The sequence below is a fragment of the Sphingorhabdus sp. genome, from assembly GCF_046154385.1.
Lineage (GTDB): Bacteria > Pseudomonadota > Alphaproteobacteria > Sphingomonadales > Sphingomonadaceae > Sphingorhabdus_B.
This window is the reverse complement of record NZ_JBJXFW010000031.1, coordinates 23516-34456: the sequence shown is the minus strand read 5'-3', so window position 1 is coordinate 34456 and position 10941 is coordinate 23516. Positions and strand designations below refer to the sequence as shown.

The 10941-nt window shown below is 54.8% G+C and carries 13 protein-coding genes; 12 read left to right on the top strand and 1 reads right to left on the bottom strand.

The features are described from left to right. Positions 1–234 precede the first annotated feature (234 nt). From ACKVOS_RS05935 to ACKVOS_RS05915, 5 genes are all read left to right on the top strand, one after another. Positions 235–735, top strand: coding sequence for a YHS domain-containing (seleno)protein (locus ACKVOS_RS05935; RefSeq protein ID WP_409211095.1), 501 nt, complete (start codon positions 235–237; stop codon positions 733–735). 70 nt (positions 736–805) lie between these two features. Further along, positions 806–1102, top strand: a complete 297-nt coding sequence (locus ACKVOS_RS05930) for a DUF2282 domain-containing protein (protein WP_409211094.1) — start codon at positions 806–808, stop codon at positions 1100–1102. A gap of 24 nt (positions 1103–1126) precedes the next feature. Further along, the gene (locus tag ACKVOS_RS05925; protein WP_409211093.1) at positions 1127–2002 is read left to right on the top strand and encodes a DUF692 domain-containing protein; all 876 of its coding nucleotides are present in this window, start codon (positions 1127–1129) and stop codon (positions 2000–2002) included. Then, positions 2002–2733, top strand: a complete 732-nt coding sequence (locus ACKVOS_RS05920; RefSeq protein ID WP_409211092.1) for a DUF2063 domain-containing protein — start codon at positions 2002–2004, stop codon at positions 2731–2733. The genes ACKVOS_RS05925 and ACKVOS_RS05920 overlap by 1 nt, the downstream gene beginning before the upstream one ends. Continuing rightward, positions 2730–3182 carry a DoxX family protein gene (locus ACKVOS_RS05915; protein WP_409211091.1) on the top strand — a complete coding sequence of 151 codons (453 nt, stop codon included), beginning with the start codon at positions 2730–2732 and terminating at the stop codon, positions 3180–3182. Before ACKVOS_RS05920 ends, ACKVOS_RS05915 begins: the two co-directional genes overlap by 4 nt. Positions 3183–3216: 34 nt before the next feature. On the opposite strand, the gene ACKVOS_RS05910 is transcribed toward ACKVOS_RS05915, so the two are convergent. Continuing rightward, entirely contained in the window at positions 3217–4113 is an 897-nt protein-coding gene (locus ACKVOS_RS05910; RefSeq protein WP_409211090.1) for a LysR family transcriptional regulator, read from the bottom strand. Between the two features lie 192 nt (positions 4114–4305). Between ACKVOS_RS05910 and ACKVOS_RS05905 the strand changes: the two genes are divergently transcribed. The 7 genes from ACKVOS_RS05905 (at position 4306) to ACKVOS_RS05875 (ending at position 10878) form a co-directional block, all read left to right on the top strand. After that, complete coding sequence (locus tag ACKVOS_RS05905; RefSeq protein ID WP_409211089.1) at positions 4306–4926, top strand: glutathione S-transferase family protein; 621 nt, start codon at positions 4306–4308, stop codon at positions 4924–4926. A 101-nt stretch (positions 4927–5027) separates the two neighbouring features. Next, positions 5028–5651, top strand: coding sequence for a DJ-1/PfpI family protein (locus tag ACKVOS_RS05900; protein WP_409211088.1), 624 nt, complete (start codon positions 5028–5030; stop codon positions 5649–5651). Between the two features lie 35 nt (positions 5652–5686). Then, positions 5687–7753: a pyridoxamine 5'-phosphate oxidase family protein gene (locus ACKVOS_RS05895; protein ID WP_409211087.1), complete on the top strand. Its 2067-nt coding sequence runs from the start codon at positions 5687–5689 to the stop codon at positions 7751–7753. A 26-nt stretch (positions 7754–7779) separates the two neighbouring features. Continuing rightward, entirely contained in the window at positions 7780–8799 is a 1020-nt protein-coding gene (locus ACKVOS_RS05890) for a zinc-dependent alcohol dehydrogenase family protein (protein WP_409211086.1), read from the top strand. Between the two features lie 269 nt (positions 8800–9068). Beyond that, complete coding sequence (locus tag ACKVOS_RS05885; protein WP_409211085.1) at positions 9069–9533, top strand: DUF1348 family protein; 465 nt, start codon at positions 9069–9071, stop codon at positions 9531–9533. Positions 9534–9881: 348 nt separating this feature from the next. Next, positions 9882–10202, top strand: a complete 321-nt coding sequence (locus tag ACKVOS_RS05880) for a hypothetical protein (RefSeq protein WP_409211084.1) — start codon at positions 9882–9884, stop codon at positions 10200–10202. A gap of 184 nt (positions 10203–10386) precedes the next feature. Next, on the top strand, positions 10387–10878 hold the full coding sequence (locus ACKVOS_RS05875; protein WP_409211083.1) for a c-type cytochrome: 492 nt from the start codon (positions 10387–10389) through the stop codon (positions 10876–10878). Positions 10879–10941: the final 63 nt, after the last annotated feature.

The following is a 10941-nucleotide window of genomic DNA, read 5'->3' as shown; positions in this document are numbered from 1 at the left end:
CGACTGCACCCACCGCCACCTAGTAAAATTTTCGTAAATCCCTGGGGACCCACGAAATTGCGGGGCGATTTTGCACGGCGCGGCCCGATTATTATTCCAAAAAACGCAGCAATCTATTGCTCAATACGCGTATTCATTCATTTCCTGTCTGCCTCTAGATATTGTCTCACCCGGACAGCCCCGGGAAACCTCAGTCCGTCCCTGCTGGCGACGGCTTCAGTTGGAGACATTAACATGACTACCCGTACATCTCGCGCTTTGTTGGTCGCACTTGGCCTGCTTGTCGCTTCTACTTCCATTTCGTCCAGTCCTGCATTTGCCGTGGTTCCTACTTCGACCTCGGCAGTGAATACCGATGAACAAGGTCTCGCAATGCAAGGCTATGATCCTGTGGCTTATTTCACCGTTGGTGCACCTGCTAAAGGCAGCCCGACCTTCACAACCAAGTATAAAGGCGCGCGCTATCATTTTGCCAGCGCAGAGAACCTCAACAAATTCAAGGCAAACCCAGCGGCGTTCGCCCCACAATTTGGCGGTTTTTGCGCTATGGGCGTAGCGTTGGAAAAGAAGCTTGATGGCGATCCAGCTGTCTGGAAAATCGTTGATGGAAAGCTCTATTTAAACGTCAACGCCGATGTGTCTGTTGCCTGGCAGCGCGATATTCCGGGCAATCTTGAAAAGGCCAAGGAATATTGGCCTTCGATCAAGGGCAAAACCCCTGCTTCGTTGAACTAATCCTCCATGGGCGGCGGGCAATGTTCGCCGCCTATCGGGAACGCCCACTCTTGAACAAGGAAACTTCACAATGAACCTCTCCCGTTCCGCATTTATTGCTGGCATTGCTGCAACGGCGCTTGCCGGCTTATCCCCCAGCGCCTCGGCGGCAAAGCGTCCGCCGCAGGAAAAATGTTTTGGCATCTCGCTTGCCGGACACAATGATTGCGCGGCTGGCCCCGGCACATCATGCGCGGGTACATCAAAGCGCGATTATCAAGGCAATGCGTGGACATTGGTGCCCAAAGGCACATGCCTCACCCTGCCTTCGAAAACTTCGCCCACCGGCCGCGGCCAGTTGAGCGAATACAAAGAAGTAAAGCGCTAAACCATGTTGCGGGTGCAACCCACCTTGTCCAAGCCCATCCCCTCACCGGGGCCGGGCGGGTTGCCCCGCGGCGTGGGGATCGGCCTTAAGCGCGCGCATTGCGAAGCGCTTTTGGCCGATCCATCCTTGGTCGATTTTGTCGAAATACATGCCGAAAACTTCATGAGCGCAGGCGGCCCCAACCTGCGGCTGCTTGACCGGATTGCGGACACCTGGCCGCTGTCGATCCATGGCGTTGGATTGTCGATCGGCGGAGCAGGGCGGCTCGATATCGAACATCTGCAAAAACTTCGCACGTTAATTGACCGCAGTAGTCCCGCCAGTTTTTCCGAACATCTGGCATGGTCGTCGCACGGCGGGGTGTATTTCAACGACCTGTTGCCTGTCGCTTATGACAGCGCAACCCTTCAACGGGTGATTGACAATGTCAATGAAGCCCAGGATTTTCTTGGATTGGCATTGTTGCTCGAAAATCCGTCGACTTATGTCGAGCTTTCACACAGCAGTTGGCATGAAGCGGAATTCCTTAAGGAGATTGCACGCAAGACCGGATGCGGCCTGTTGCTCGACGTCAATAATCTCCATGTTTCTTGCCAAAATCATGGTTGGTCGGCCCAAGATTGGCTCGCGCGAATTGCGATGGATCGTGTTGGTGAAATTCATGTCGCAGGGCACGAACAAATTTCGGATGGCAACGGGCAGGCATTGCTGATCGACAGCCATGGCAGCCCGGTCAGTGTTGAGGTTTTCGAACTCCTTCAATATGTCATCGCCCGCGATGGAAACCGCCCTGTTCTGGTCGAGCGGGACAATGACATACCTCCGCTCGACGATCTTTTGCTCGAAACCGATCACGTCCGGCATGTAATCGCGCATGCTGAAAAAATGCAGGTGGCGTGATGCACGCGTCCTTTGCTCAAGCTTTACTTAGCCCGGAAGCCGCCGGATCCGATGAAGCAGGCCGGTTCAACGTTTACCGGAACAACTTGCGGATAACGCTGCATAATGCGTTGCAGACAAGTTTCCCGGCTGTCGAAACACTGGTTGGCGAGGCGTATTTTTCCGCACTGACGCTCGTTTATGTTGAGCGACATCCACCCAAATCGCCGATCATGTCCGGATATGGAGATGATTTCGCGGCATTTTTGGCCGAATTTGATCCCTTGCGTGACTATCCATATTTGGCCGATGTCGCGCGGATCGAATTTGCGCGTATCCAAGCTTACCATGCCGCCGATGCCGCACCCTTCGGGCTTGATGATGACCGTTCAGCCATCGCAGCACTCGATACACGGGCCGGATTACATCCGTCGGTGACCATCATCGATTCAAAAACCCCTGCTTTATCTATCTGGCGCGCCCAAGTGGAACCGGACGCATTACCGCCCGTGCCAAACGAGAAAGAAACAGCGATCATCTGGCGACAGGGTGATCAGGTCGCCGAAATAGTAGCAAATGCCGATGACGCGGTGCTGCTGAATCATTTTGCCGGCCCCGCAACATTCACCACCCTGATGTCAAACTATCCAGATCATCTCGCCGCCGAAACCTTGATTGCCAGGTTTATCAACCTCGCCATCGCCGGAATTATCGTCCCCGCATACCCGAATATTGAAGGAGAATTGAAATGACTAACCTAACCTTGGCCAGTGTATTTTCCACACCGGCAAAAATCATGTCCCGAATTCCTCAAGCTTTTGTGCAACTCGCCATGCGTGGCGGACTTGCCGGAATCTTCTGGAGTTCCGCACGAACCAAAGTTGAAGGGCTGATGACCGTGTCGGAAAACACCGTCTATCTTTTTGAAGAAGAATATCGCTTGCCGCTGCTCGATCCCGAAATCGCGGCCTATCTTGCCACCTATGCCGAACATCTGCTGCCGATCATGTTGATCCTTGGCCTTGCCACACGCCTATCGGCTTTGGGTCTTTTTGTGATGACCCTCACCATCCAGATTTTCGTGTACCCGGATGCTTTCCTGTCCACCCATTTTGGCTGGTTTGCCCTTGCCTTGGGCATCATGGCTTATGGTCCGGGCAAGCTGTCCCTTGACCATATTATTACGCGTCAGGAAATTTAAGCTCCCTCATCCAAATCTGGAAGAGGTCCTGACGCTAGTTTATCAAACGGTTGGCGCGCAGTCGGTCAACGGCGAGGTCGATGAACCCGCGCACCTTGGCGGATGCTCGCCGTCCCTCGGGGTGAACGATATGGATCGGAAGCGGGTCCTGTTCAAAATCGGCAAGTACGGTCTGCAAGCGGCCGGCGACGAGATGTTCGCCTATCTGATATGACAAAACCCGTGAAAGCCCCCAACCCTCGAGCATGGCACGGATCATACCGTCATAGGTGTTGCAAAAGAGTCGGGGGGTTATGTTGACCTTGAGTTTCTGGTCCTGGCCGAAATGCCAATCGAGTGACGAGAAGGAACCTGTACTGGCGATCATTCGGTGCTTGGCAAGGTCGGCGGGTTGTTGAGGAATACCGTGCGCGTCGAAATAGGCCGGAGCGCCGCAGACGACCTGCCGCACCTTGCCGACCCGCACCGCGCTTTGGCCGGAATCGGGCAAGTGGCCGATGCGGATTGCCACATCGATGCCCTCATCAACCAGGTTCACGACCCGATCAACGAACAGCGCACGGACCGTGACGTCCGGATTCTCGCCAAGAAATTCGGTCAAAATGGGCAGCAAAAATTGCTGTCCGAACAAGACCGATGCCGTCACATGCAGCACACCCGTTGGACGCACATAGGACCCCGAAGCTGCAGCCTCGGCTTCTTCCACATCGGCCAATATCTTGCGGCAATCTTCAAAATAGCGGTTCCCGGCTTCGGTCAGGCGAACCACCCGTGTTGTCCGTGTGAAAAGTCTGGTGCCGATCTGCTCCTCAAGCGCCGACACCGCGCGGGTTACCGCAGGCGGGCTCATATGCAATTGCCGCGCGGCTTCGGCAAAGCTGCTGGTTTCGGCCACTTTGACGAATGTGTGCATCGCCTCAAGCTTTGCCATGTTCTGATTCCTTTGACTGTCGCGCCGAAATTATGGGGCTGCTTCGTTACAGGAGCAAGAATATTCCGGAAAATGGAATAGTCCTTTGACTTTTATCTCCGTTCTGTTCGCAGATGTGCAGGCCCATAAAGGCAGTGCAAGAGGCCCAGTCCCCCTAATCCACTGTGGCAGATGCATTATGGAGCTTATCACATGAAACTTTACTATCATCCTTTGTCTGGCCATGCCCACCGTGCACGGCTATTTCTTTCGCTGACGCAAACCCCTTTCGAACTGGTCGAAGTCGACCTTGCCAAAGGCGCACATAAGGCACCTGAATTTCTGGCGCTCAACCGCTTTGGCCAGGTTCCTGTGCTCGACGACAACGGCACAATCATTGCCGATTCCGCATCGATCCTGATTTATATCGCCAAAAAGCGCGGCTTGACCGAATGGTTGCCAAGCGATCCAGACGGTGCAGCTGCTGTACAACGCTGGCTTTCGGTCGCCGCTGGCCAGATCGCCTTCGGTCCTGCCGCCGCCCGTTTGATCACCGTATTTGGTGCAGGCTTTAATGCCGAAGAAGTCATCGGACGCGCACATGCCGTTCTGAAAAATATCGACGATGAACTTGCGACGAAAAAATGGATCATCGGGGGCGAACAGCCGACCATCGCCGACGTCGCGCTCTACAGCTACATCGCCCGCGCACCAGAAGGCAATGTCGACTTGGCGGCCTATGCAAATGTCGATGCCTGGTTGAAGAGCATCGAAGCTTTGCCAAATTTTGTCCCATTTGTGCAAACCCCGGTCGGACTGGCTGCTGCGGCCTGACGCCAATCGTCCGGACGCTTTGTTTCGAGAGGCGAAGCGTCCGGGCACATTTTAAAGATGCCAATAAAAGGCGCAGAATCTGTTCCGAAAAGGACGATTAAATGACCAAGAAAGTTCTTCTGTTGCTCGCCGATGGCTTTGAACCGCTCGAAGCGGCAGGATTCACTGACGTATTCGGATGGGCCGCCCTGGACGGTTACGAACCGGTCGAACTGATCTCCGCCGGTTTCAAGCCGGTTTTGCGTGCGACCTTCGGTTTCTCGGTAATGCCGCAAGCCCAGATTTCAGAGCTTGACCTGAATGACTTTGACGCACTTGCGGTCCCTGGCGGATTTGCCGGTGCAGGATTTTACGACGAAGCCCTGTCCGAGCCCTTTCTCGACGTTATCAAGCACTTCGATGTGCAACATCAGCCGATAGCCTCGGTTTGCGTTGCATCAATGGCCTTGGGTGCTGCCGGTATCATCAACGGACGCCGGGCCACCATTTACCACCAGATTGGCGGCAAAAGGAAAGGCCAGCTTGAGCAATATGGTGCGCTGTTTGTCGATCAAGCGGTTGTTGACGATGGCGGAATTATTAGTTCCACTGGACCAGGAACCGCAATCGAAGTGGCACTGCGCCTGCTCGCAAACCTTACTTCGCCGGAAAATGCCGCTCACATCCGCGCCAAAATGCGGGTGCCCGAACTCGACCAGAATTGGTTACACCAGCCACAAGTTTGACCAAACCCGCCCCTTCATTTGAAACGAGAGATGCCATGGACAGCAATGATAAAATTCCCGCCGGTTCGCCTTTTCACAGCGGCGAAATTGAACTGCAGCGCTCGCTGGGTGTCGCCGAACGGATGGAGCAATTTGGCCGTCGTGTCATCCGCGACCAAATGCCGGAACAGCACCGCGACTTTTTCGAACAATTGCCGTTTGTTGTTGCCGGCAGCGTCGATAGCAAAGGTGATGTCTGGGCTACGGTGTTGGCAGGCGAGCCTGGCTTCATCCAATCCCCCGACCCCCGCAAGCTTGCATTGAATATGCCATATGATCCAAGCGATCCGGCCATAGAGGGGCGAAAAGAAGGCGATGCCATCGGCCTGTTGGGAATTGAACTGCACTCGCGCCGCCGCAACCGGATGAACGGGAAAATCGGTGCGGTTTCGCAAAGTGGATTTACCGTCGAAGTGGAACATAGCTTCGGTAACTGCCCGCAATATATCCAGACCCGTAACTGGCACGCGGTTTCACCCGAAAATTGCGCGGTACCAGCCACCGAGCAATTATCCGCGTTGGACGCTGATGCCCGTGCCGCGATATTGGCCGCCGATACATTTTTCGTCGCATCCTATATCGATCTCGAAGACGGTCACCGTCAGGTCGATGCCTCGCACCGTGGAGGTAAACCGGGCTTTGTGCGCATAGGCGACGATGGTGTGCTCACAATTCCCGATTTTGCCGGGAATCTGCATTTCAACACATTGGGCAATTTTCTCCGCAATCCGCGCGCTGGACTGGTCTTTGTCGATTTCAGCAATGGCGATATGCTGCACCTGACAGGGAGCGCCGAAGTCATTTTGGACTCTCCCGATATCGCGGCATTTCAGGGCGCGGAGCGGCTGTGGACTTTCACACCGCACAAAATCGTCCGGCGCAACGCTGCCTTTCCCTTGCGTTTCGAATTTCTGGAATGGTCGCCCAATTCGCTGATGACCGGCGATTGGGATCAGGCCGCACAACGCCGCAAGGCAGCCGAACAGGGTTCCACTTGGCGTCCGCTTCGGGTCAGCAAAATCGTCGATGAAAGCAGCGTGATCCGCTCTTTCTATCTTGAACCAACCGACGACGCCGGGTTGATAGCCAATCTGGCAGGTCAGCATTTGCCGATACGTGTCCAGCCCGATCCCGACGCGCCCGCGGTGATACGCACCTATACGCTTTCCTCCGCACCTTCGGATGGTGTCTATCGTATCAGCGTCAAGAAAGAAGGGCTCGTATCAAGCTATCTGCACGACCAGATGGCCGTTGGCAGCATCATCAACGCCCGCCCGCCTGCCGGTGGTTTCACAATCGATGCGGCCGAAAGCCGGCCGGCCGTTTTGATGGCCGCAGGAGTCGGTATCACGCCGATGTTGGCGATGCTGCGGTATATTGTGTATGAAGGTTTGCGGACGCGGCATATTCGGCCCACGATATTCTTCTATGCTGCTCGCACCAAGGCCGAGCGCGCCTTTGATGCCGAACTCCGCTCGCTTACCGAGCGCGCGGGTGGCGCGGTGCGTGTCATTCGCTTGCTGGAGCATGCGGACGGGGCGCAGCAGGGGACCGATTACGAGGTTCTTGGCCGGATCGACATGAACCTGCTGCGCGCCGCGCTTGGTTTCGACGATTATGATTTCATGATGTGCGGTCCGCCGCCGTTCATGCAAGCGATTTACGACGGGTTGCGTGGGCTCAACATTGCCGACCACCGGATCCATGCCGAAGCGTTCGGGCCTGCATCACTCAAACGTCAGGTCGCAGTGACGCCTGAAACACAAATGGCGCCTGCGGCGACAAAGCCGGTTGCCATAGCTTTCGCGGCATCTGGCAAGGAAGCGCGCTGGACACCGGAAAGCGGCAGTTTGCTCGACCTTGCGGAATCGCGTGGGCTGACACCGGAATTCAGCTGCCGGGGCGGAAGTTGCGGCACATGCCGGACCAAGATCCTGGCAGGCGCGGTGACCTATGCCGAACAACCCGCATTTCAGACGGATAGCGATGAGGCTCTGATCTGTTGCGCCGTTCCGGCTGCCGAAAATGGCGAAGGTCCGGCGCGGCTTATACTCGAAATCTAAATCCCCAAATTCAAAGGACAATTAAGATGGCATTACATCAGCAATATGCGCTTGTGCGCGGTAAAACCGGATTTAATCTTGATCTGCAAAGCAAGGAATTGCGCGCATTGCGCCCGCATGAAATCCGGATGAAGGTCAAGGCCGCCAGCCTGAACTATCGTGATTTGCTGACCTTTGACGACCCCGATGGTAACAAGGACGGCTTGGTTCCACTCTCGGATGCGGCGGGTGAAATTGTCGAAATCGGTTCGGGCGTTCGCAATTGGAAAATCGGCGACCGCGTTAGCCCGGGATTTTTCCCGGCCTGGACCGACGGTGCATTTTCTCAAAGCCATCTTTCTAATGCACTGGGCGGAGGGCAGACTGACGGCGTGCTGAGTGAATATGCAATCGCCGACGAAGCGGCTTTGGTCGCTATTCCAGACTATCTGGGTTTCCATGAAGCAGCTGCTCTTCCTTGCGCAGGCGTGACTGCATGGCATGCCCTGTTCGAGCGTGGCAAAATTCAGCCTGAACACACTGTTCTGGTACAAGGCACAGGCGGCGTCGCCCTGTTGGGATTGCAAATGGCCTCGGCAATCGGCGCGCGGGTTATCGTCACTTCCTCATCCGATGAAAAGCTGGCGAGAGCCAGGGCGCTTGGTGCGTGGCAGACCATCAATTACAAGAGCCAACCCGATTGGGACCAAATCGCCGTCGAATTAACCGACGGTCGCGGTGTTGACCATATTCTCGAACTCGGCGGACCTTCCAGCTATGACCGCTCGATCGCCGCCATCGCGCCGGGCGGGCAAATTGCCCAGATCGGGGTTTTATCTGGTTTCGGTGCGCGCCCGGACATGACGCCGCTCCAGTTCAAAAACGCCGCAGTGAACGGGATCTGCGTTGGCTCGGTTGCCCATTATGCGAATTTGAATCGCTTTCTTCAGAAACATGGCATCCACCCGGTGATTGACGCCGAATTTGCCTTTGACGACGCCGGGGCTGCGTATGAACTGCTCCGTTCCGCAAGTCATTTTGGAAAGATTACAATCTCGGGAATGTGACCGGAGGGGCAGATGCATATTGTTGCCATAATCGGAATAGTGAGTTGAATTTTTCGACTGTTCTTTCATTTGTTAAACTGGACCATAACTGATTTCAGGAAGTGACCACGTGGCCACTCAAACAGGAGTTACACCATGATCTTACTTATCACCGATTTCGATTATATTCGGATCATTGCTGCCTCAGCTTGATCTGAACAGCGGGCGGCGCGCGATCCCCCCCTCCCTTCGCGCCGCCCGTGTCCCTTTTCCAACCAAAGGAAGAATTTATGTCCCGACCTCCGCTCCCCCCATTCACCGCAGAATCTGCCGCTGAAAAAGTACGGCTTGCCGAAGACGGCTGGAACAGCCGGGACCCGGCCCGCGTCGCGCTGGCCTATACGCCGGACAGCCAGTGGAGAAACCGCGCCGATTTTTTAAGTGGCCGTGAAGCCATCGAAGCATTTCTGACCCGTAAATGGTCGCGCGAGCTCGATTACCGGCTGGTCAAAGAATTGTGGGCCTATGACGGCAATCGCATCGCGGTCCGCTTTGCCTATGAATATCGTGACGACAACGGCACCTGGTTTCGCGCTTACGGCAATGAAAACTGGGAATTCGACGTTGACGGCCTCATGCGCCGCCGCATCGCCAGCATCAACGAGCATCCAATCGCCGAAGCCGACCGCAAGTTCCATTGGCCATTGGGTCGCAGGCCGGATGATCATTCCAGCCTCACCGAACTCGGCCTTTAATCGGGGAAGGAACCAGACCATGCGTATGAATGCACATTGCCTGAGCAAAAACCTGCGTTGGCAAAGACGCTATTTCTTCTCTTGGATCGCACTCATATTTTATGGCTGTGTGGCGTTTTCTCTCGGCGATACAGGGGCGCTTGCCCTTTCCGCACAGGCTATCTTTTTCCTGGCCGCATTCTCGGTCACGATTTGGCCGCTATGCGCTTCTTTTCAAGCCGAGTGTGATCATTATGGGAACCCGAAACAGGGTCGCAACCCATAATGGTCGCATTCTCCCTTTCTGCCTATGATAATATCTGCGTGTCCATTATGTACTGCCGCGCCCAAAGCGCTGTTTGAGTTATTATGCACGAACCGCTTTTGACCGAACGTTTAAGATTGCACATTGAACTCGCGCTGGAGCGTGACTGTACGTGCAAACGGACCCTTGCCAAGCTGGATAAGCGCGCCGACCTGCTTGGTCTTACGGGCGTTGAAGTCGACGCTGCCCGCGAACGGCACAGCTTCGATATCCGCATTGCCGCTGCCATAGATTTTGCGTGCGCCCTCGGTTCTAATGAACCGGTTCGCATCCATGCCGCGGTCGTTCGCGCGTTTCGGGTCGGGTTTAATATGCCCGAACTTCAGGAAGTCGCGCGTATCGCAAATAAGCGCGGCGCGCTGTAAATTCCTGCCAAATAGGATTTTGCGAGATTATTGTCGAAGGCTTGGCATGACGCGCGGTGAACGCAGATGGTCCCAATACCAAACATATGATCTTTTCAATCATTGTTATATGCCATAAGCTTTATCATGTTTTGATTGCTTAAATATAGGCTATGCCGCCAATTCCGGTTCGATAGGAGTGAATATGTTCAAAATCCGTACTTTGGCGGCAACTGTTGCATTATCGGCATTTGTCATAGCCTGCTCGGGTGATGCCGATCCTGTCGCGGAAGAAAAAACAGCCGAGACAAATGTTGCTCCCGATGTGCCTGCGGGAGCACCTGCTGCGGATGATGTGTCGACATTGGATGGCTCTGTATTGGCGAACTTTACCGGCGATGCAGCCGCCGGAAAAACAGTGTTCACGCAATGTCGAACCTGTCATGTGACCGATGCCGGTGTCAACAAAACCGGACCTTCTCTTGCGGCTATTGTCGGCAGCAAGTCAGGCAGCGTTGCAGGTTTCAATTATTCACCGGCCAATTCTGCTGCTGGCGTAACCTGGTCGAAAGAAAAATTATTCCAGTTTTTGGAAAAGCCACAGCGCGTAATGCCAAAGACCAAGATGATTTTCATCGGGATATCAGACCCGCAAAAGCGGGCCAATGTGATCGCGTATCTCGAAAATCCAAGCTAGGTCCTGACCCTCGGTCGTTTACGCAAAAATCGCGTTGACGAGGCTTGATGCCATTTTGCTCAG

What these genes read in the sequence shown, in the direction of transcription:
- ACKVOS_RS05920 (WP_409211092.1), top strand. Translation starts at nt 2,002, where the DNA reads ATGCACGCGTCCTTTGCTCAAGCTTTACTTAGCCCGGAAGCCGCCGGA.
- ACKVOS_RS05895 (WP_409211087.1), top strand. Translation starts at nt 5,687, where the DNA reads ATGGACAGCAATGATAAAATTCCCGCCGGTTCGCCTTTTCACAGCGGC.
- ACKVOS_RS05875 (WP_409211083.1), top strand. Translation starts at nt 10,387, where the DNA reads ATGTTCAAAATCCGTACTTTGGCGGCAACTGTTGCATTATCGGCATTT.
- ACKVOS_RS05910 (WP_409211090.1), bottom strand. Translation starts at nt 4,113, where the DNA reads ATGGCAAAGCTTGAGGCGATGCACACATTCGTCAAAGTGGCCGAAACC.
- ACKVOS_RS05905 (WP_409211089.1), top strand. Translation starts at nt 4,306, where the DNA reads ATGAAACTTTACTATCATCCTTTGTCTGGCCATGCCCACCGTGCACGG.
- ACKVOS_RS05885 (WP_409211085.1), top strand. Translation starts at nt 9,069, where the DNA reads ATGTCCCGACCTCCGCTCCCCCCATTCACCGCAGAATCTGCCGCTGAA.
- ACKVOS_RS05935 (WP_409211095.1), top strand. Translation starts at nt 235, where the DNA reads ATGACTACCCGTACATCTCGCGCTTTGTTGGTCGCACTTGGCCTGCTT.
- ACKVOS_RS05900 (WP_409211088.1), top strand. Translation starts at nt 5,028, where the DNA reads ATGACCAAGAAAGTTCTTCTGTTGCTCGCCGATGGCTTTGAACCGCTC.
- ACKVOS_RS05915 (WP_409211091.1), top strand. Translation starts at nt 2,730, where the DNA reads ATGACTAACCTAACCTTGGCCAGTGTATTTTCCACACCGGCAAAAATC.
- ACKVOS_RS05880 (WP_409211084.1), top strand. Translation starts at nt 9,882, where the DNA reads ATGCACGAACCGCTTTTGACCGAACGTTTAAGATTGCACATTGAACTC.
- ACKVOS_RS05890 (WP_409211086.1), top strand. Translation starts at nt 7,780, where the DNA reads ATGGCATTACATCAGCAATATGCGCTTGTGCGCGGTAAAACCGGATTT.
- ACKVOS_RS05930 (WP_409211094.1), top strand. Translation starts at nt 806, where the DNA reads ATGAACCTCTCCCGTTCCGCATTTATTGCTGGCATTGCTGCAACGGCG.